Origin of the sequence: Pseudoalteromonas sp. P80D2 (assembly GCF_036680945.1) — a bacterium.
Taxonomy (GTDB): Bacteria; Pseudomonadota; Gammaproteobacteria; order Enterobacterales; family Alteromonadaceae; genus Pseudoalteromonas; species Pseudoalteromonas shioyasakiensis.
Map to the genome: position 1 here is coordinate 1 of NZ_JAZDAR010000050.1, position 21,239 is coordinate 21,239.

Here is a 21,239-nt window from a genome sequence, read left to right on the forward strand (position 1 = left end):
TTCTAGGTTCTAGGTTCTAGGTTCTAGGTTCTAGGTTCTAGGTTCTAGGTTCTTCAAGATTGTAAATCGTTGCTTGTGTGTGTTTGCAAGCGATATCGCGTTATGAATACAAAAGCCTACTTGTAGGAGGCGTTTTAACGCCGAAAATTTTTCAACCATTCACGGCTAAAGCCGTTCCTACGGGATTGGCTACGCCTTACCCTTCGGTATTAACCATTTGTAGGCGTGAAATTTATTTCGCGCGAATTATTAACAACAGCGCCGCGGTTGAGACGCGCCAAGCAAGCGTGACGCATACGCCGTAAAATGTAATGTAGGAGGCGTTTTAACGCCGAACATTATTTCCCATTCACGGCTAAAGCCGTTCCTACGAGGTTGGGCGTCTAGGCCATCACTGTGCGTACAATTTTGTAGGCGTGAAATTTATTTCGCGCGAATTATTAATAACAGTGCCGTGTTTGAGACGCGCCAAGCAAGCGTGACGCCTACGCCGTAAAATGTAATGTAGGAGGCGTTTTAACGCCGAACATTTTCAAACACTCACGGCTAAAGCCGTTCCTACGGGCTTCTCGCTTCTCGCTTCTCGCTCCATCTTGAAAGCAAAACTCTTTGCTTGTCTAGCCCTCCGGGCACGCTTCCGCCCCTAGGTTGCAGTTCCTACATACTGATTTTATTATCATTTTTTGTTTTTTACGTGTTAAATCTTAATGCTTACACCGTAGTAGGCGTTTTAACGCCGAACATTTTGAGCATGTTCACGGCTAAAGCCGTTCCTACGTTAATGTCGCGCGGAATCACGACTTATAAATTATCCGTTCCGTACGAGGCGTTTTAACGCCGAACATTTAAATCATGTTCGCGGCTAAAGCCGTTTCTACGTTAATGTCGTTTTGAATCGCGACTTATAAACTGATTTCTTTATTATCTACACTTACGGTGACTTGTTTGTTCAATAAATTAACTAACAAAATGCTACGCATGTCACCATCTGACTCTTGGTAAATAGCTTGAACATTTTTAAATGACTCTGTGTTTAGATAAACAACATCACCGGCTTTTGGTAGCGAAGATGTTACCTCACTCATATCACTCATAGATTTGAGTTGAGCAATTAACTGCTCAGGTACGATTTGAAATTTATGACCATAAGCAACAAAACCACTTACTCCACGGGTATTTTTTACCGCAGAAAAGTTACAGTTTTGCGAGTCTAGCTTTATAAATAAATAACTAGGAAAAAGAGGAGATGTACGAATTGAACGGCGACCTTTTACGATACGCTCGATTTTATGTTCGGGAAAGAATACTTCAAAACCTTGGTTTTGAAGGTTAGTTTGAGCTCTTAGCTCTTGTTTTGATTTACAAAAAAGTAAGTACCAACTTTCCATAGTCACACCTAAAATACTCATTTTCCTTAAAACCAATCCAAAAGGATTGGTTTTTATGAGCCAGCGATTATACGCAGAGAATTTAGGCGTGTCTATTACAAAATTGTTATTACCCCAAGTGAGAACTAATCACTACCAAACAGGTCTCTGGTGTACACTTTTTCTGCAACATCATCGAGCTCAGTTACCATTCTGTTGGCAATAATTACATCTGCAGAAGACTTTAATTCAGCTAGGTCATGGGTCACTTTAGAGTTAAAGAAAGTTTCTTCATGTAATTCAGGTTCATAAACTATCACTTCAACACCCTTAGCTTTGATTCGCTTCATGATGCCTTGAATAGCGGATGCTCTAAAGTTATCCGAACCAGCCTTCATGATTAAACGATGAATACCCACTACCTTTGGCTTTCTTGCGAGGATCGACTCTGCGATAAAATCTTTACGAGTAGAGTTTGCGTCTACAATGGCGCGGATCATGTTGTTTGGCACGTTTTGATAGTTAGCCAATAATTGCTTGGTATCTTTAGGTAAGCAATAGCCACCATAACCAAAAGAAGGGTTGTTGTAATGACCACCTATACGTGGGTCTAAACTTACCCCTTCGATTATTTGTTTAGAATTTAAACCATGACTTTCTGCGTAGCTGTCAAGCTCATTAAAGTAGGCTACGCGCATAGCAAGGTAAGTATTTGAAAACAACTTAATGGCTTCTGCTTCAGTTGGATCAGTAAACAATACTTCAATCCCTTCTTTAATAGCCCCTTGTGCTAATAAATTTGCAAATGCCTCGGCGCGCTCTGATCGTTCACCCACAATAATACGCGATGGGTGTAAGTTGTCGTATAACGCTTTACCCTCTCTTAAAAACTCTGGAGAGAAAATAATGTTTCCTGTATTAAACTTTTGCTTAATGCTTTCGGTAAAGCCAACAGGTACAGTTGACTTAATAACCATTACTGCTGTTGGGTTTATTGTTTGTACATCAGCAATAACAGCTTCAACTGACTTTGTATTAAAGTAGTTGGTCTCTGGATCATAATCGGTAGGTGTAGCGATGATGATGAAATCTGCATTTTGATAAGCTAATTGCTTATCTGTAGTGGCAGTAAAACTCAGTTGTTTATTAGCAAGAAAATCTTCAATTTCTGTATCTGATATTGGCGACTTCCCGGCATTTAGTTGCGCTACTTTTTCTTCAACAATATCTAGAGCTACTACATTGTTATGTTGGGCCAACAACATGGCATTAGATAAACCAACATAACCTGTACCCGCGATTGTAATATTCATATATACCTAATTAAACTACTTTATTTTTTACTTTGCATTCTTTAATACAGTTACGTTTTCGTTATTTTTTACACTCTCAAGCCAATGGAGGTCACAAATACCATCTGTGGGATTAAAGGCTGTTGGTGCTTCTAACAACAACTTACGAATAGAGTGGTGATCGTTTAAATCACATGACGATTTAAGCTCAAGTAAAACTTGTTCAAGCTCATCCCATGGCATTTTAACTTCGTGTGCACTCATGATTCTTTGATGATCAGTACCAACAACGTTATCACCAATCAATAGCTCTTCATAAAGCTTTTCACCAGGACGTAGGCCAGTACATTGAATTTCAATATCACCTTCAGGGTGTTTATTTGACTTCACTTCTAAGCCAGAGAGGTGGACCATCTTAGTCGCTAAATCCATTATTTTAACCGGTTCGCCCATATCTAAAACGAACACATCGCCACCTTTACCCATTGCACCTGCTTGAATAACAAGCTGTGCAGCTTCAGGAATCGTCATAAAATAACGAGTTATGTCTTTATGGGTTAAAGTGATAGGGCCGCCTTGCTTAATTTGTTGCCTGAATAATGGTACAACAGAGCCTGAAGAACCCAGAACATTACCAAAACGAACCATAGTAAAGCGCGTAGTTTTTTGCGTATCAGATAATGCTTGCAGCACTAACTCAGCCATACGTTTGGTTGTCCCCATCACATTGGTAGGTCGAACCGCTTTATCGGTTGAAATAAGTACAAAGGTTTCAACGTTATTTTCTATCGCAGCACGGGCAATGTTACTGGTGCCAAATATATTATTTTTAACACCTTCAATAACATTATGCTCAACTAAAGGCACATGCTTGTAAGCCGCAGCATGATATATAGTTTGCACTTTAAATGACGAAAGTGTCATTGAGATGAGTTTAAAGTTTTGAATAGAGCCAAGAATTGGCACTATTTCGATATTTAAGGAGTTTTGAAAAACGTAGTCTTTCAGCTCTTTTTCAATTGCATATAAGCCATATTCAGAAAGTTCAAACAAGACTAGCTTCGTTGGTGAGTTTTTAACAATTTGACGACAAAGCTCAGAGCCAATTGACCCACCTGCACCTGAAACCAAAACAACCTTATTTTGAATATTAGCAGACATTAATTCGGTGTTTGGCTCTACTGGGTCACGCCCTAAAAGATCTTCAACACCTACTTCTTTTATTTGTTCTAATGAAGTGTTCCCTGCTACCAAATCGGCCATTCCAGGAATCGTCATAACTTGTAGTTTAAAAGACTCAATTTCATTGAGGATTTCTTTTCTGCGGCTTCGGGTAGCACTTGGTAAAGCTAATAAAATTTTCGTGACTGATTTAGTAGCAACTACTTTTGCAATTTCTTTAGATGAAAAAACATTCAACCCTTGTACGAATGTATTTTGTTTTTTGGGGTCATCGTCTAAAAACGCAACTGGGGCATATTCAGGTCCATTAGCCAACGCAGTTGCTAATTGACGTCCAGCAGAGCCTGCACCGTAAATAACCACGCCTTCTTTTCTGCGCATAATGAGTTTACCGACGATCGCACGTACTGTTAATCGGCTACCACCAATAAGCAGCAAAGCGATACAAAAGTATATAACAGGTACAGTTCTTGGGACTTGCGCCCCAATAAAGAATGAAAGGCCAATTAGAGAGACCGTGGATAAGATCACACCTGCTAAAATTGCCCATAAAGCTTGAGAGTTAATATACCGTAAAACAGCACGATATAAGCCTAGCTTCACAAAAGCAGACAAACTTAATGGTAATACCCCTAAAAGTAATAACCAGTTCTGGTAGTCATAAAACTCTTTCAAGCTATCGAGTCTTAATATAAATGCAAGCCAAAAAGATAAAAATATAAAAAAAGTATCTATAATTAAAGAAACAACTCTTTTTTGGTTTCGCGGTAATTTGACAAGAGTATCTAAAAACAAGAAAGGGTCCCTATTAAAAAGTAACATATCAGTCCTACTCTAATTCTACTACATTAGGAACAACTAAAACAATTCCTATAATCTAGTTGAGCAGTGCTTAACAATCCTTTGCTTTTTTGTAAAAAAAAGTGGCAATTTGTTACCGGAGAAGCAACTAACTACCACTTAAGACTATGTTATTTAGATGCGGCTTCTAAAACCTCGTGTATAGCAATTGTAGTTTGCTGAATTTCATGCTGAGTTAGAGATGGATGTACAAGGAACATTAATGAGGTTTCACCTAACTGGACAGCATTTTTCAAGCGCTCAGCTGGTCGCCACAAAGTATTATCAAAAGCTTTTTCTAAATAAACTTCAGAGCAACTTCCTTGAAAACAGGGCACACCACGAGCTACTATTTCGTTAACTATTCGGTCCCGATCCCATCCTTCAGCTAAAGATTCAGGCTTTATAAACATATAATGCTTATACTCAGCATGCTCAATATATTCAGGTATTGACACTAAACGGACACAATTATAACCACTTGCAGCCTGATCTAGTTGTGCACCATAAGCTTGACGCTTTGCAGTCCAGTCACTCATACGAGTTAGCTGAATACGTCCAATTACAGCCTGCATCTCGGTCATACGCCAGTTAGTACCAAAGCTTTCATGTAGCCATCTAAATCCTGGAGGATGCTCGCGATTGTAAATGGCATCGAAGCTTTTACCATGATCTTTGTAGCTCCACATTTTTGACCATAACTCTTTAGAGTTTGTGGTAACCATGCCACCTTCACCGCCTGTAGTCATTATTTTGTCTTGGCAAAAGCTCCAAGCTCCAATGTGGCCAATGCTCCCAACTGACTTACCTTTGTATTTTGCTCCATGTGCCTGAGCACAATCCTCAATAACATAGAATCCATACTCATTACTTAACGCCATGATTGCATCCATCTCAGCCGGCATTCCAGCTAAATGCACAACTATGACAGCTTTAGTTTTAGGAGTAAGTACGGCTTTAATAGACTCAGCTGTGATTGCTTGACTGTTAAGATCAACATCAGCAAATATTGGCGATGCACCTGCAGTAACAATACTGCTCGCAGAAGCTAAAAATGTACGAGGTGTAGTAATTACCTCATCGTCTGGACCTATATCTAATGCCTTTAAAGCAAGATCGAGAGCAAGAGTTCCATTACCTAACGCTACAGCGTACTCTGTACCAGTCCAAGCCGCAAATTCATTTTCAAATTCACGGCCTTCTGTACCGGTCCAATAATTAACTTTATTCGATAAAATAACGCGGCTAACAGCATCAGCTTCTTCTTGGGTAAAGCTTGGCCACGGAGAAAAAGGAGTGTTTAACATTACTTATACTCAAAAAAGCCTTTTTTAGATTTTCGCCCTAAATGATTTGCTCGAACCATTTTCCTTAGTAAAGGATGTGCTCGGTATTTAGGATCACCTGTTTCGCTATAAAGCGTTTCCATAATTGATAAATTCACATCATTACCAATTAAATCAGCTAGAGCTAATGGGCCCATCGGATGATGCGCACCAAGCTTCATAGCCTTATCAATATCCTCTGCTGTAGCAACACCTTCAGCTAAAATACTAACAGCTTCATTAATCATAGGAATAAGCATACGATTAACTACGAATCCAGGAGCCTCCTGCACAACCACAGGTGATTTACCTAACATCTTTGTTAGTGACTCTAACTTTTCCACAATAGAGCTAGATGTTTCATGACCAACAACAATCTCAACTAACTCCATTACGGGTGCAGGATTGAAAAAGTGCAAGCCTACAACATTTTTAGGATTAGGCAGTACACTGGCAAAAGCAGTAATTGATAGAGAAGAAGTGTTCGTTGCTACGATTGCATTATTGGACACTAAGTTAGATAGCTTAGAAAATAATTCCATTTTTACTGTAAAGTCTTCGGCTACAGCTTCTATAATTAAATCTGAATTCCTAATGACCTCTAAATCTGTACAGGCTTGTAATTTTTCAACAGATGTAGAAGCTTGCTCTTCGGTAATTTTAGACTTACGAATAAGTCGCTTCATACCTTTTTCGCAAATATCTATCACATTAGCTGCTTTAGCTTCTGTGCGAGCAATAATGTTAACCTTAGTAATCTGAACGCAGTTACAAATAACTTGGGCAATACCTGTTGCCATTGTACCTGAACCAATGATTGATACTTCCATTACTCAACAATCTCCTTGAGTTTCTTTGCTGGGTTACCTGCAAAAATAAATTTTTCCGGTATATTCTTAGTTAGAACCCCACCCATCCCAAGCATTGAACCGCCTTCTAGAGTTAGCCCCTGCCTAATTACAGCCCCAGTACCAACTTCAACCAAATCATGTAAGGTCACATTTCCTGAAATAGCAGCCATAGGTGCAACTGTTACAAAATCTCTAATTTCACACTCATGACCAACAGTGACATTAAGATTTAAAACACAGTGCTCACCAAGTTCAATGTCTGTTGTCAAAATAGTTCCAGCGCAAACAATAGCTCCTTTGGAAATTTTAACTGTGTTTGAGAAACGTACACTAGGATGTACTAAGATTGCGTAATCAGGGTCCCCTAAAAGCTTCATTTTATCAGCCACTAACTTACGCACACGAGGATTACCAATTGCAATTACAAACTGACAATCTGAAGCATATTCAATCCAAGAATCTATATTTCCCAAGACATTTACACCTTGAAGTTCAAGGCCATGAGTTTCGGAATTATCGTCTAAGACACCTCTAACTTTACGATTGCAATCATTAGCTAGCCAAATAACTTCTTTGGCAAAGCCTCCACCGCCAATAACTATAATATCTTTCATTCTTTATCACTACCTTTAAAGAGTGGCATTGTTGCTTCACCATCAGCACTAATACCTTCACGAACAAATACCTTTTTTACTGTTAAAAAAAGAATTTTTATATCAAGTAAAAAGCTATGATTATCGACGTACCAAACATCAAATTTAAACTTATCTTCCCAACTAATAGCATTTCGGCCATTAACTTGGGCCCACCCAGTTATACCTGGACGAACATCATGGCGTCGTGCCTGCTCTTTGTTATATAGAGGTAAATACTGAACAAGAAGAGGTCTTGGACCAACCAAACTCATCTCACCTTTGAGAACATTTATGAGACCAGGTAATTCATCCAAGCTTGTTGAACGTAAGAACGCGCCAAACTTTGTAATTCTTTTTTCATCGGGTAAGAGTCGGCCTTGACTATCTGTATCATTTAACATGGTTCTAAATTTAAGCATATTAAACACATGACCATTGAGACCTGGCCGCTCCTGCTTAAAAAGAATAGGTGAGCCTATATTGAATCGCACCAATAAAGATAAAATAAGCATTAGTGGGGATAATAAAAGCAAAGCAAAAAGCGAAACAATAAAATCAAAAAACCGCTTAATCATCACATGCTTCCAGTATCGTGTTCTCTAACTTTTTAGCCATAATATCTCTCGAAAAACGCTCATAAGAAAGTGTGCGGCAACTATCCTTTGCCAGGTTATATGCCTTCATATCAAATAAGAAATCTTTGATATTAATAACCGAACATTTATAGTTCCTATGGTCAAGAACAACACCACATTTAGACTCAAGTATAAATTCTTTTTGCCAGCCTCCGTAATTTATAGCAATCGGAGTCTGTGAGGCCAAAGAATCAAAAAGTTTATTAGCCGAATTATTCCACATCTCCTTTATAGGTCCAAATAATGAGAGTGATAAGTCGGCAGCGGAAAGAATCTTTACAATCTCCGTTTTAGGTACAGCTGGTAATATATAAAGATTCTTATTGAGAACTCCTGCACTTGACGCCTTCTCAATAACCTTTTCTTTCTCCATACCTTCACCTATTGCAACAAAGCATAACTCAGGTGCAATGTTCATAGCTTCCTTAGCTATTTCGACAAGGTACCCAACATCGTTGATCAAACCGAAAGTTCCTGTATAAACAATTAATTTACGGCCATTTAGAAAGCTAAAATTGGAGTTAATATAATTTTCACCAACGATACTATCGACATCAAAGAGTTCTGTATCACAACTGTTAGTAGCTAAGGTTATTTTACTTCTAGGTATCCCTTGCTGAGCAATACCATCACACATTCCGGGAGAAAGACCAACCAGGCGAGAAGAGTTTCTATATGTATACTTTTCTAACCACCTAGCAAAAGAAATTATTAATGGATTTTTAATCACCCCTGTTGCAATAGGAAGCTCTGGCCATAAATCTCTGACCTCAAAAACCAAAGGCTTTCCTTTAATTTTTGAATAGACTAATCCTGGAATCGCAATTGTAAGCGGAGTACTAGTAGCAAAAACCACATTGGATTTAACTTTTAAAGCTTTAAATGTAGAGCGAATAGAAAAGTTAATAAATTTAAAAATTCGCTTAATAAAACCATCATTATTAGAGTAATTAAGATTTAAGATATGAAGTTTAATTCCTTCAATTTCTAAATAATTCCATCCATTTTTTAAACTGAATTCATCAGATAAATAAGCCGAAGATGTAACAAAAGTCACATCATGGCCATTTTTAACTAACCTTTTAGCCATCTCATAAGAACGAGTTCCACTTTTAGAAGAAGGGGTAGCAAAATATTGATGCAAATATAAAATTTTCATTAGACTAACTTTCTTCTCCTAATAACACTAAAAATATGAGACCAACTATAAAAAATTTTATACCCTCTATAGCGACAGTAGAAATAACGACTTAAAAACTTATTAAAGCCGAATTTATAAGCTGAAAAAAGATGGCCTGACATAGCAGCTAGATTCGGGTCGCCTTTAGAAATAAGAAAGTCATTGTAGCGTGAAAGTGCATCGAACCTAGAGTCAATTACTTCTTCAGACAGTTGCTTTGTTAAGCTTTGATCACTTTCAACAACACAGTATATTTCATCAGTAGTAACAGCAATATTTTTAGCGAAATATGAACATTTCAAAGAAAAGTTAACATCGTTTGAAGCAATCACTTCATCAAAAAGTATATTGTTATCTACAATTAACTTTCTACTTACAAGTTTACTCCAAGGAACATGAAATCTGTATTTTATCGCATCTTTGCCTGTTTCAATAAAATCTAAGATAAGCTGTTTATAACTTAGGTGCCTTGTAGATGATTCTCCCGACTCTTTTCTACTCGTCGGTGTAAAAAAAACTAAATCATTTGATTTATGGCAATAATTATAAACTTTATCAAACGCACCTTCTAAAAAACAATCATCGGCATCAGCAAATAGAATAAATTGACCGACTGATTTTTGTAAGCCTAAGTTTCGCGCCGCTCCAGCCCACCGATGCCCTTGTAATTGCATAAAAGTAATAGAACGTTTATGTTTAGAAATTATATCTTCTATACTGTCAGAGTGATCATTAACAACAATTACTTCTAGCCAATCATGCTCAGGAATTGAAGATAACAGTTTGGATAAACTAGCCCTAGAGTTGTAGTAAGGTATAATTACTGATACAAGAACTTTATTTGGCACTCAAACCTCTCAACTTTAAAAGATAACCAACCATCAGCGCTGACATATATGATAGTTTTGACATTTCTACCATTACCCCACTAAATTGCGTTAAGGGTAAAGTAAAAGCCCATAAGAATACCACAAGCGGGTAAATAAAGTCATCTGATTTACGCAGTTCACGCATTTTTATAAATGAGAAGACTACAATAAAAAATACAACAAAATAATGGAAAAATATTGATAGGAGTCCATATCTAAAAAAATATACAGCCGGTAATGATTCTAAACTTTCATCCCTTCCGAGCCCGCTTCCAAAAAAGATGCTCTTTTCATATGCTGAATTAAAAGCTGAAATTATTTGCTCAAAGCGGACATTCAAAGTTCCAGAGTTTGATGTATTCATTAATAATGTATCAAGAGACTTTAGTGAGCGAAGTTCTGTTGAGATAAGTAGATTAGAAATTACATCTTTATTAATAAAAAATAAAAACACTAACGCAAAAGGGAAGAAGAATAGAATAGACTTAAGCAATAAACTCTTAGATTTAAAAAAAGCATACAAATATATACAGATAAACAAAGAGAAAATCATCGACTTACTCTGTGATAATAAAACCAGCAGTGCTGTAAAGACGACTAAAAGGAAACCAAAAAGTGTAGTTTGATACTTGTTATAATTAATTAATGCCAAAAAGAAAAGAATCAGAAAAGCATAGCCTGAATAGTAACTAGTTCCAAAAAAGGTTACAGCATAAAATAAAAGTTCAAATCTAAACTCTCTTTTATAAAGATAAAAAACGAGCTCATGAAAATATGGCTGAGAGTTTAAAATCAACTCAACAAAAACATATAAAGTCGAAGCAAGAACAATCAAAGCCAGCCGTTGCTTACATACAAAATCAGAATTTTTGACAGCATCAATAGCGGCAATAGTTATCACCAACAACATCAATGGCCTTAAGTAGGAAAATCCACTTCCAATAGATATCTCTAAGCTTACGATGTCAAAAATAAAACTAACACTAAGTAATAATAAAAGGACTAAGTAATAACTTATAACAACCTTGTCACGGGAAAAATCAACACTTTTTTTATAAATAATCAGGTATAGTATTGAAAGTAAAAAAACTAAAATATTAATATGAACCTGAGAATTAACCATTATTGATGGAAATAATGGAAAAAAGAAAATGCTAAAGAATATTACAAAGTTGACCTTATCTTTTGTCACTTAGACACCATTTCAGAAGATACCTTAATAGGTGTAGTTAGTTTAATATCTAACAAAGCAATTTCATAAAGCCTAGCTAAACTTGTATGGTAGTCATGCACATTGACTGTATTACTGATTCCTGTAATCGAAAAATGCCTTTCAAGTGCTTTAATTGCATAATTCTCATCTGAAATAATATTTGAGAGTGCTATTGCCTCCTCAATACCTGGCGGATTATATTGATAAGAATATTTAGATTTCTTTAATGACTTTAAATATTGTTCAGATTTTATTACTGATATAATTTTCTCAAACTTTTTACTTTTGAAAAAAGCATGTTCTTTGAATTCAGAATATAAATAACTTAAGGCGACCAGGTTAAAGGAGTGATAACCTACAGATTTAGAATAAAGAGAACGCTTAATTTTAAAAGAATACATTTTATTGAAAAAATAATCTAAGATCGAACCAAATCCTAGGTTCTTTTCTATTTTAAAACTATAAATCGATGATTTATGATAGATAATTCCATCTGAATACAATTCTACATTGCTTAATACATTATCCATAAAGCTTAGGCTTTGCTCTTTTGCAATGCTAAAGTCCAACTTTGCAGCTATAGATGCAAACCAAAGTTGATGATTAAAAGTTTGGTCGAAGTCTCCAAAAGAGCCTTCTACATTCAATACCCTCCAAAGACTTCGGTTACTGTCAAATGAATGCATTCTATAAAGAGAAATAGCCTGCTTCATCAACTCACTATCATTATAAACTTTTGATGAATAGATTAATGCTTCCATGATCCACGCTTGTCCCATAACACCATTAGAGAAGTCTTTAAGAGGATTTTTTCGACAGAAAAATGCTGCTTTCATCGGGCGGAACTGTTCTGATAAAAGAAGATCAATAGCTTGATAAGAAAACTCTTTATATTTAATTTCTTTAGTTTCCTTATATATACAACTGAAAATTATTATCCAGTGTGCGATATTTCTAGCTCTTGTCTCTTCATCTTTATAAGGCCCATTATGCCCTGCTTCTATAGAATCTAGTGAAAAATCAAGCTTATCAGAGCCCTTAATTAAAATATCTAATAATGTTATATAGCCTGGAGTAGTATTATTATTCATTAATTTTTTCCATATAGTGATTAAAGACTGTTTCTAAATTAAAAACTTCTCTTGCTAATTTTTCATCACTTATAATACTTTCTTCATCCATCGAATTATCAACTAAATATAGAAACTTTTCTTTAAGGTTTTCAACTGAAATTTCTTCACATATAGACTGTGTTTTGAAACCTAATTGGCTAAGGTACTGGTAATTATCTAAGGGAGAAAGTATGTTTTTTGTTCCCCGTAAATAAGCATAAACGATACTTATCGTTAATTGATCTGTAGAACCAAAACAAATATTATAATCAGCGCTGTCATATAAATTCATTAGATCAATACCTTCGTACCATTTATCTATATCAATTTTAATGTTATTGCTTTGATCATAATCTATAATGGTTTTACGTATCTTTTTAAGTACTTCAGGATCGCAACCATAGGCACCAACTATATGTAACTGATGATGTGTATTACTAGGAAAAGCTTTACAAAATGCTTCAACTACTAGATCTACATTATTATATGAGTGCAATGCTCTAGTAGATAAAAAGACTTTGTTTTCTTTTCTCTTTTTAGGTTTCATTTCATGTTCATACCAATCTAAATCTGCTCCCCATGGACAACACAGAACCTTTTCACTGAACTGTGGAAACTCATTTAGGAAGTCATCTTTCGTTGTATGCCAGTTACAATGAATTACATCTACTTTTTCAAGAACCTCTATAAATTGTTTCAGCCCAGCTTTATCAAGTTCTTTTCTAAGATATTTTCTATAAAAGTCACTTCCATAAATGTTTAATATTGACTTTTTATGCTCTATCTTACTTAATACTTTCAAGTTAGTCGCTGGTGTATAGTTCCCTTGTAGAATTAATAAATCTTGTATTCCTTTTCTTTTTAGGAGGAATAAATAGAGGTCAAGTAAAAATAATGAAACACTTTTATTCCTTAGTTTTTGAATTACCTTTGGTAGTTTTTTATAACCATAAGGTGAAAAAACCTTAAAAGAGTGCTTCAAAGTACAAAGGGTTCGTGCCAAAAATGTAATTTCTAATTGCTTATTATTTTTAGTTTGATGGTTTAGGAAGTTGAACCACAATAATGCATTTCCGCCAGTGGCTTGACCAAAGAAAAAGATTTTCATTTAAGCCTCTATACTTTTGCTTTTTTTATAGTTGATAACATGAACAAAAAATCCTTATAGAAAAGGGTTACTACTGCTAGTGATAAAAAAACCCAAATTAACACTATAACTTTACTTGATAATATTATTGTTACTATTGATGCTACCAAAAGAAATAAGGTTAATATATATAACCTTACCCTCGGTATACTCTTCCAAAAATAACATGACAACTCAGTTCGAAGAACAAGGAATACCCAAAATGAAGTTGCTGTACTAATCGCAGCTCCATATGCACCGAATTTTTTCACTAAGAAAAAGTTACCTATAAAATTAATAGCAAAAGCAAAAATTGATGCTAACATTGAGTAATTAGTCTTTTTTACTATATTAAGTCCAATCACTGTTGTTTCTGAAAGCACATAAAATAATGGGGCTAACATGCAAGGTATTACTAAATATTTCACCAAAGAATATTCATTTGGCAGTATATAATCAATTACCCAACTTGCCATACCGAGCAGTGAAATTATAACTGCAACAAATAAAACCACATACTTATTTATATTCCTAATTTCATTATCATCATGCCCGCCGTTTATAGTCTTATAAACGTATGGAGTCCATATTGTTGTAAATACTTTCTGGAAAATTATTGCTGCAGTAGAGAAACTTATAGCAACAGAGTAGATGCCTAACTCATTTAATGATGAGTAAGCTCTTAAAAAAAACTTATCTGTAGCAGTAAGCCCCCAATAAGCTATAGCACCAATAGTTAAAGGCAACCCGTAACTAAAATACTCTGAAAATCTTTTAATAGAAAACTTTATCAATATCGATTTATAAATTCCCTCTTTATTTCCATACAATAAATATAAAAGAATTAATAGGTTCGAAATAAGCTGACCTAATAGCAAATATATAAAACCTGAGCCTTCTTCAAATAAAATTATAATGAAAAAGTAACATAGAAAGAATACTTTAGGTAAGAATTGACTTAAGGAAAACAATAATGCATTTTCCTGCATTCGTACAATTAAAGATATAAACCTTTGTAAGTAAACGACCAAAATACATGCTAAAGTCATTAAAGTTAATGTTGAATCCTCAATCCCAAACAAAATGTAAGATATCAGAGTGGGATCAAATAGATATAATGTTAAAGACGTAATTATAAATAAGATAATGCCTGGTGTAATACAATCTTTAAATAATTGACCTACATCTTTTGAGGAGTAATAATAACGAATGTAAGATTGATCTAAACCTATGGAAAAAAAAAGTACAGCAAAACTCTGTACTATAAATAGCATGCTCAGCCTTCCAACATCTTCTGAACTGAAATGCCATGTAATCAGAGGTAAAGTTACAAATCCAAGGAACGCAGAACCGACAGGTCCTAGTGAGTATTGAGTTATAGTTCTTAGATTCATAAGTAAAATTTATAGTTGTTCATAGCGTTTCAGGCCAAATACTACTATCACTTTGAATAGATGCCTTTTATATTCGACAAGAAAAAGACAATCAAAAGACTCAGCATAAACCCAAGCAAAGTGCCAAAAATACAAATTAATGCCCTTTTGGGTCTATCTTTTAATTCTGGAACAATTGCAGGATCAATTACCTTAAAAACATATTCTTTTCTTACTTCGGCAAACATTATAGTTTTAGTTTGCTCTTCAATTAGGTTATAGAAAATTGACTTTATATCTGAAACACTTGTTTTGCGTATTTGCTCTTCTAGAAATGCGATACTCTTTTTAGCTTCCTCAATATCCTTCTTTTTCATTTCATTATTGATATCCTCTATTAGTAAATCGAGAATATTTTTAGCAAAATAAGGTGAAATATGATCAAATGAAATAGTGATCATGCCAGTTTCAATGTTTTCTATAATACTTAGCTTCTCTAAAAAACTTTTATAAGCTTCTTGATCTGTAGGCTTAGGCGTAAATGGAAGCTGCACTTCCCTCACCCACTTTTTCATCTCAGCATCATATAAATCTGGGTTATAACTCAACTTATTACTACCTAAATCCCAAAATTCTGCAGCTATCAAATCAGGTAATAAGTTATGTTTATTTATAAATTTTGATATGAATAGGCGCGACCTAAGTATTTCTACAGCTATCTTTGATTTATTTGATTGTGATGGAATATTCATTCCTGCCAAACTAGCAAGTCCGCCAAATTGACTAGCGAGAGAGGACAGCCCTCCTTTACTCTCTTGCTCAGCAGGCATAATTAAAGTAGTCGATTTATAAATATTTGGCTGGTTAATAGCAAATACTACTGAAATTAAAGCTGCTACTAAAGTTATTGATGAAATCAGCCATTTGTACCTAAAAAAGACATTAAAAACTTTTTTTAAGTCAACATCTTCAGATGAATTTTCGACTTTCATATTATGATTTAAACTAGACATTTTAATCTCTGTAAAAATAGGCTTTATATACTACTAATAGCAGCAACTGCTACACCTAACTGATAAACAATCTGTGTCGCAGTGCTCCACAGAGTTAGGTTGTCCATGTAATCTGAGTTCATTGGCACTACGATGGTATCGCCGGCTTCAAGCGTGTTTGTGTCATTAACTGCAAACCAGCTGCCTGTACTTGGGATTTTCACTGAGCCGTTAGCTTTGATGATATAGATTCGTTCATCTGCTGCGCGCTCTTTTAAGCCGCCACTAAGATCAATGTAATCGTCTACCGTAATACCTTGCTGGAATAAGTGTGAGGTTGCGTAGTTAACCTCACCAATTACACTGATTGAATCACGTTTACTTGGTACATAAAGCGCATCACCATTTTGCAGAACAAGCCTTTGTTTATCTTCTACAATCATTGGTAAATCAATAACCAATCGTCCCACAGCTTCAACGTTAGCCAGATCATTCAATAGCTTATTCATTTCATCATAAGAAAGACTGTTACTACTTACAGAGTTCTCAAAGCTTTTTGATGCAATGTCACGACGCAAATCTTCAGAAAGTTTTGCAAGTTGCTGTTGCTCTTGTTTGCGAATTGCTTCACGAGTGAAGATAGCAGCATTAGGCGCGGCAAATTCAGAAAAACCGCCAGCACGTTCTAGTAAGTTGCTTAATGTTTCACCGCGACGAATAGTGTAAACCCCAGGGAATTTCACTTCGCCTTTAAGCTCTACTTTTACGTTTTCTTGCCAGTTAGGAATAGAGAAGATATTAATACTATCTTTACTACGTAATGCGATCTTTTCACCATTACTACCTAACATGGCAGCTTGCAGGTTAAATTTTATATGTTTAACTTTTGATGCGTCGCCATCCATTACACGGGTTATTTCAGCTTGCTCAGTATAAGCAGACTCAAGTAAACCACCGGCGGCGGCTATCAAATCGTTTACTTCGCCATTAACTGTAAGAGGATAAACACCTGGGTAAGTTACATGGCCATTTATTTCTACAAGCTGCATTGCCATAGAGACTGTAGCCTGCTGCTTTAGTTTAGAAATAATTGGCTTTAATAGATTAAAACGACTGAAAACTGCATAATCTTTTGTCTCAAGTAGCTCTTCATCGTCAGTTAAATTGTGCTTGGCAATATCTGCAATCGATTTAGTTCTGTCTTCTTTTGACTTTAGTCCTGTTGATGAGCCTGTAACACCGATGTATTTTTCAAACTCTCTTTGCTGGTATTGATGCCATTGTTTTACTTTATACTGCTGCTCTTGCTGCGCTTCTGTAAGCGCCATATTTGCAAGTGCAGTTTCTTCAGCTTGCTTTTCTTGATAACGGCTAAATACAAAAAGCTTATCGTTAGCTTTTAACTCTAAATCATGCTCTGCAGCCTTAACAATCGCTTGTGCTATATCAAATTGAAAAACTTGAATATCACCTGCTACATTAACTTCACGAACAAGTAATCCGTAACCTAAATCAGCCTGAGGCAGCAAGTCACCACGCACCGAAGTTAGAATGTCTGAGATGTGTTTTCCTTGATGCCACTGATAATGGCCAGGACGAGCAACAGCACCAATTAAGCTAATACTGTTTTGATATTGAAAGCTTACAGGGTTAAAACGAATACGATCCCCATCACGAGGGGTATAATTAATTTGATTACCGCTAAAGTCTACTGATAACACTTCTTTCATATTATTGTTATTGAAGCGTTCAACAATTGCTTTTTTAGCGTAAGCTTGCGGCTTTAAACCACCCGCCATTTTTAATAACTGTGCTGCTGTTTCACCTTTTTTTAGCTCAAAAATAGCAGGGCGTTTTACTAAGCCTTCAACAGCGACTTGTGAGCCAACTGATGGGATAAACACCACATCGCCAGGCTTTAAAATAATATCGTTGCTGCTATCACCGTTGATTAATAGATCATACAAGTCAAAGTTTGCAACAACCTTACCCGCACGTTTAACTTGAATATTACGTAGTGAAGCAATATCAGATACCCCACCACTAACAAATAGTGCATGCGATACGGTAGTCAGTGATGAAACAGAATAACTACCCGGTTTGTACGCTTCACCAAGCACTAGCACACGAATGCTACGAAGTTTACCTACTGAAACAAATGCTTTAATACCAATTACTTCTTGTTCAACTTTTGCTTTGATTAACTCTTTGACTTCTGCAAAAGTCAGACCCGCCACTTGAACAGGACTTAAGTTTGGAATGCTGATACGCCCTTCGCGGTCAACAACAACTTCATAGCTCTCGCTTTCTTTACCGTAAAAGTTGATGTTAAGTGTATCTCCACGACCAATTAAGTAGGTATCAGGAACTGCCGCATTTTCACTTGGCATAAATGATGTTGGCTCACCAGCAAACAAGTCATAACCAAAAGGCTTTACTTCATCAACTTTTGGAGCAAAGCGCTCTTCATCTGTTAATTGTTCTTTTTCTTGTTCTAAACGAGGTTGTATTGTTGATTCTTGTTCAATTTGGTCGGTTGAAGATTTCTTACCTGTAATCGTCGATAAATCTACACCATACTGCCTTGCTAGTGCCTCTTGCTGCGCTCTAGGAAGCTTTTTAAATTGTTCGATTTGTGCGGCTGTAGGAGTAAAAGCCAATACTGATGCGGAAGTTAACAGCAAAAAAGTAATGAAGAGTCTTTTAAATAACATCACAGGTAGGGATATCCATAGTTCTACAGTCAAAAAGATTGTCTATTCTACCTGAAAATTACAGAAATAAAAAAGGGACTTTCGTCCCTTTTTGTCATTAAATTGTCAACAAAACGATTTATTTAGTTAAAAACTGTAAACTAGCGTTAGTGACGTTTCTGTATCTGTGTTTTCTTTATCATCGGCAACATCTGAGTTGTGAGTGATGTTGTAAGCTACTTTCATTTGTAGTGAACCGTTAATCTTAGCAAGGATTGCAGACTCTGAACGTGTTTTAGTGTTGGTATCACCATATTCAACTGATACTAACTGAGTAAAACGTGCACTGTCTGAAATCTGCCAGTTGTAATCTACTTTACCTAGTGCGATTGCTTCACCTTCGCGCTCACCGGCAAGTGAGTCACCGTTGTCATCAACTTCAGTGCTGTCGTCTGGATATTGGAAGTACTTATAACCCGGACCGATTTCTGCGTTTAACCACATATCAGAGCGGTCGATTAAACGTAAACCATAACCCGCTGAGATTACTGATTCATTACGATATGCACCAAAGTAATCAGATACGTGCGAACCGTAGATGAATAAGTGTGAGTGCTTTTCGTTTAATTTATAGTTACCTTGCGCTGAAATTGAGTACTTTTCGTTGGTACGCTGTGTTTCTTTTACACCTTGGTCGTTTTCGATCTCATCTTCTTTGTAGATGCCGTCTAACTTGTACTCGTTATTCCAGTTTTCTAGGTTATGTAATACCTTGATACCACCTTTAAGTGTGGTTGTTTCAGTGTTACCGCTTGTTACGATAGCACCTAATTCACTGGTTACATCCCAAGTTTTGGTTTCATCTGCTGCGAATGCGCTAGTTGCAGCGCTTGCTGCAACTAGAATTGATAATGCTTTTAATTTCATTAAAAAATAACCTTTACTACTTGTACGTTAGACTTATTAGTCTTCTTTGTGCAAATGAACATCCATTTGCGGGAATGGGATTGTGATGTTGGCATCGTCTAGTGCGATCTTAATGTTTTCCATTAAATCAAAATACGTTGGCCAGTAATCAGCTGAGTTAACCCAAGGGCGAACCACAAAGTTTACGCTTGAATCTGCAAGCTCAGATACCGCTACTGTGTATGCTGGGTCTTTTAATAAGCGCTCTTCTTTATCTAAAACTGATTTAAGAACTGCTTTTGCTTCTTTAAGATCTGCATCGTAACCAACACCGATTACTAAATCGATACGACGAGTTGATTCACGAGAGAAGTTTGTAATTGGGCTGCCCATAATTGATGAGTTGGGCATGATAATTACTTTGTTATCTGGTGTACGTAATTCTGTAGAGAAAATTTCGATTTTCTTAACTGTACCCGCTTTACCACCTGCTTCTACATAGTCACCTGATTTGAAAGGACGAAGTAAGATGATTAAAACACCTGATGCAAAGTTAGATAGTGAACCTTGAAGTGCTAAACCTACTGCTAAACCAGCCGCACCTAAAATAGCAATGAATGAAGTAGTTTCAATACCTAATTGAGATAGTGCCATTAAGATTGTTGCAGCAAATACAATTGCATAGACAATACTAGCAACAAATGAACCTACAGCTTTATCGACTTTCTTTTTATCAAATGCTTTTTCAGTTAAGCCTTCGCAGAATTTAGCGATGCGACCACCGATAAAGAAAATGATTAGCGCTAGAACCGCCTGAACGGCGTAATGTATGATTAAACCTGAATTCTCGTTGATCCAGTTCATTATTGTATCCATGTTCTCTCCTGAAGTTCATTTGTAGCGTCACGCTGTACAAATTATATATGATCTTTGGTTAAAAAATCATTAAATTACGCATAAAACTACGAAATGAGTATTTGCTCAATTACAAAAGTCGCAAGTCTAATCTGCGAAACTGAACGCGAGCTGACCAGTGATGGTTTTCTGAATTTTCTGAGGTAAATAAGTTTTTTCTACTTTTTTCAATTTAGGGCTTCACAAGCCAACCTTAATTATGTAATATGCGCGCCACACCAAACGAGGTGTATCTCAGTGGCGGCTGTAGCTCAGTTGGTAGAGCCCCGGATTGTGATTCCGGTTGTCGTGGGTTCAAGCCCCATCAGTCGCCCCACTTTTCCCCCTTTGTAAATCCCTATATTTTCTTAAATATTTTTTATTTTGGATTTCAAGATTTTTCTTTAACACCTGTTTTCAATTCAAAAAGCCGTCAGCTTTCACCTGTTAGTTTTGAGCCGAACTGTGTTGTTTGATCGCAATACATTCCCCCTTCAGATAGGTGTTGAATGTAAGACGCGCCAAGCAAGCGTGACGCCTACGATGTAGGAAGTACTCTAGTGCCGAAGTCTCTAAGATAATTCACGGCTAAAGCCGTTTCTACGAACGAGAGCTGCGAGGTGTGAAATATTGTAGGCGTGAAATTTATTTCACGCGAAAGCCTAGCACCTAGAGCCTATCCCCTAATACCTAGCGCCTTATACCTAGCGCCTAATGCCTAGCCCCCTAATACCTAGCGCCTAACTTTTCAAAC

The 21,239-nt window shown here is 36.2% G+C and carries 17 protein-coding genes and 1 tRNA gene; 1 reads left to right on the forward strand and 17 read right to left on the reverse strand.

The window, feature by feature from the left end:
- Positions 1–902: 902 nt before the first annotated feature.
- From rfaH to VRK28_RS14835, 17 genes are all read right to left on the reverse strand, one after another.
- Entirely contained in the window at positions 903–1,388 is a 486-nt protein-coding gene (rfaH, locus tag VRK28_RS14755) for a transcription/translation regulatory transformer protein RfaH (protein WP_058583906.1), read from the reverse strand.
- 125 nt (positions 1,389–1,513) lie between these two features.
- Positions 1,514–2,680, reverse strand: a complete 1,167-nt coding sequence (locus VRK28_RS14760) for a nucleotide sugar dehydrogenase (RefSeq protein WP_063529828.1) — start codon at positions 2,678–2,680, stop codon at positions 1,514–1,516.
- Positions 2,681–2,707: 27 nt separating this feature from the next.
- Positions 2,708–4,663 (reverse strand): polysaccharide biosynthesis protein, encoded by a 1,956-nt coding sequence (locus tag VRK28_RS14765; protein WP_063529827.1) that lies wholly within the window; start codon positions 4,661–4,663, stop codon positions 2,708–2,710.
- A 149-nt stretch (positions 4,664–4,812) separates the two neighbouring features.
- Positions 4,813–5,988, reverse strand: coding sequence for a DegT/DnrJ/EryC1/StrS family aminotransferase (locus VRK28_RS14770; RefSeq protein ID WP_130167246.1), 1,176 nt, complete (start codon positions 5,986–5,988; stop codon positions 4,813–4,815).
- Complete coding sequence (locus VRK28_RS14775) at positions 5,988–6,836, reverse strand: 3-hydroxyacyl-CoA dehydrogenase family protein (protein WP_130167245.1); 849 nt, start codon at positions 6,834–6,836, stop codon at positions 5,988–5,990. The genes VRK28_RS14770 and VRK28_RS14775 overlap by 1 nt, the downstream gene beginning before the upstream one ends.
- Positions 6,836–7,471, reverse strand: a complete 636-nt coding sequence (locus VRK28_RS14780) for an acetyltransferase (protein ID WP_130167244.1) — start codon at positions 7,469–7,471, stop codon at positions 6,836–6,838. Before VRK28_RS14780 ends, VRK28_RS14775 begins: the two co-directional genes overlap by 1 nt.
- Entirely contained in the window at positions 7,468–8,067 is a 600-nt protein-coding gene (locus tag VRK28_RS14785; protein WP_130167243.1) for a sugar transferase, read from the reverse strand. Before VRK28_RS14785 ends, VRK28_RS14780 begins: the two co-directional genes overlap by 4 nt.
- Positions 8,060–9,286 carry a glycosyltransferase family 4 protein gene (locus VRK28_RS14790; RefSeq protein WP_130167242.1) on the reverse strand — a complete coding sequence of 409 codons (1,227 nt, stop codon included), beginning with the start codon at positions 9,284–9,286 and terminating at the stop codon, positions 8,060–8,062. Before VRK28_RS14790 ends, VRK28_RS14785 begins: the two co-directional genes overlap by 8 nt.
- A complete protein-coding gene (locus VRK28_RS14795; protein WP_130167241.1) occupies positions 9,286–10,155 on the reverse strand; it encodes a glycosyltransferase family 2 protein in 870 nt (289 codons plus the stop codon). The genes VRK28_RS14790 and VRK28_RS14795 overlap by 1 nt, the downstream gene beginning before the upstream one ends.
- Complete coding sequence (locus VRK28_RS14800; RefSeq protein ID WP_250659806.1) at positions 10,145–11,368, reverse strand: hypothetical protein; 1,224 nt, start codon at positions 11,366–11,368, stop codon at positions 10,145–10,147. The genes VRK28_RS14795 and VRK28_RS14800 overlap by 11 nt, the downstream gene beginning before the upstream one ends.
- Positions 11,365–12,480, reverse strand: a complete 1,116-nt coding sequence (locus VRK28_RS14805) for a hypothetical protein (RefSeq protein ID WP_130167239.1) — start codon at positions 12,478–12,480, stop codon at positions 11,365–11,367. Before VRK28_RS14805 ends, VRK28_RS14800 begins: the two co-directional genes overlap by 4 nt.
- Positions 12,473–13,609, reverse strand: a complete 1,137-nt coding sequence (locus VRK28_RS14810) for a glycosyltransferase (RefSeq protein WP_250659805.1) — start codon at positions 13,607–13,609, stop codon at positions 12,473–12,475. The genes VRK28_RS14805 and VRK28_RS14810 overlap by 8 nt, the downstream gene beginning before the upstream one ends.
- A gap of 8 nt (positions 13,610–13,617) precedes the next feature.
- Positions 13,618–15,021 (reverse strand): lipopolysaccharide biosynthesis protein, encoded by a 1,404-nt coding sequence (locus VRK28_RS14815; RefSeq protein WP_130167237.1) that lies wholly within the window; start codon positions 15,019–15,021, stop codon positions 13,618–13,620.
- 47 nt (positions 15,022–15,068) lie between these two features.
- Complete coding sequence (locus VRK28_RS14820) at positions 15,069–16,013, reverse strand: Wzz/FepE/Etk N-terminal domain-containing protein (protein WP_130167236.1); 945 nt, start codon at positions 16,011–16,013, stop codon at positions 15,069–15,071.
- Positions 16,014–16,036: 23 nt separating this feature from the next.
- Entirely contained in the window at positions 16,037–18,706 is a 2,670-nt protein-coding gene (locus tag VRK28_RS14825) for an SLBB domain-containing protein (RefSeq protein ID WP_332394121.1), read from the reverse strand.
- Between the two features lie 126 nt (positions 18,707–18,832).
- Positions 18,833–19,612: a DUF481 domain-containing protein gene (locus VRK28_RS14830; protein WP_063529616.1), complete on the reverse strand. Its 780-nt coding sequence runs from the start codon at positions 19,610–19,612 to the stop codon at positions 18,833–18,835.
- Between the two features lie 36 nt (positions 19,613–19,648).
- Positions 19,649–20,467, reverse strand: a complete 819-nt coding sequence (locus tag VRK28_RS14835) for a mechanosensitive ion channel family protein (RefSeq protein WP_054563554.1) — start codon at positions 20,465–20,467, stop codon at positions 19,649–19,651.
- Between the two features lie 279 nt (positions 20,468–20,746).
- On the opposite strand from VRK28_RS14835, the gene VRK28_RS14840 reads away from it, so the two are divergent.
- Positions 20,747–20,822 (forward strand) — tRNA-His (locus VRK28_RS14840).
- Positions 20,823–21,239: the final 417 nt, after the last annotated feature.

Bases quoted from the DNA above. Each gene is read 5' to 3' on its own strand.
- rfaH (WP_058583906.1), bottom strand. From the start codon at position 1,388: ATGGAAAGTTGGTACTTACTTTTTTGTAAATCAAAACAAGAGCTAAGA.
- VRK28_RS14760 (WP_063529828.1), bottom strand. From the start codon at position 2,680: ATGAATATTACAATCGCGGGTACAGGTTATGTTGGTTTATCTAATGCC.
- VRK28_RS14765 (WP_063529827.1), bottom strand. From the start codon at position 4,663: ATGTTACTTTTTAATAGGGACCCTTTCTTGTTTTTAGATACTCTTGTC.
- VRK28_RS14770 (WP_130167246.1), bottom strand. From the start codon at position 5,988: ATGTTAAACACTCCTTTTTCTCCGTGGCCAAGCTTTACCCAAGAAGAA.
- VRK28_RS14775 (WP_130167245.1), bottom strand. From the start codon at position 6,836: ATGGAAGTATCAATCATTGGTTCAGGTACAATGGCAACAGGTATTGCC.
- VRK28_RS14780 (WP_130167244.1), bottom strand. From the start codon at position 7,471: ATGAAAGATATTATAGTTATTGGCGGTGGAGGCTTTGCCAAAGAAGTT.
- VRK28_RS14785 (WP_130167243.1), bottom strand. From the start codon at position 8,067: ATGATTAAGCGGTTTTTTGATTTTATTGTTTCGCTTTTTGCTTTGCTT.
- VRK28_RS14790 (WP_130167242.1), bottom strand. From the start codon at position 9,286: ATGAAAATTTTATATTTGCATCAATATTTTGCTACCCCTTCTTCTAAA.
- VRK28_RS14805 (WP_130167239.1), bottom strand. From the start codon at position 12,480: ATGAATAATAATACTACTCCAGGCTATATAACATTATTAGATATTTTA.
- VRK28_RS14810 (WP_250659805.1), bottom strand. From the start codon at position 13,609: ATGAAAATCTTTTTCTTTGGTCAAGCCACTGGCGGAAATGCATTATTG.
- VRK28_RS14815 (WP_130167237.1), bottom strand. From the start codon at position 15,021: ATGAATCTAAGAACTATAACTCAATACTCACTAGGACCTGTCGGTTCT.
- VRK28_RS14820 (WP_130167236.1), bottom strand. From the start codon at position 16,013: ATGTCTAGTTTAAATCATAATATGAAAGTCGAAAATTCATCTGAAGAT.
- VRK28_RS14825 (WP_332394121.1), bottom strand. From the start codon at position 18,706: ATGTTATTTAAAAGACTCTTCATTACTTTTTTGCTGTTAACTTCCGCA.
- VRK28_RS14830 (WP_063529616.1), bottom strand. From the start codon at position 19,612: ATGAAATTAAAAGCATTATCAATTCTAGTTGCAGCAAGCGCTGCAACT.
- VRK28_RS14835 (WP_054563554.1), bottom strand. From the start codon at position 20,467: ATGGATACAATAATGAACTGGATCAACGAGAATTCAGGTTTAATCATA.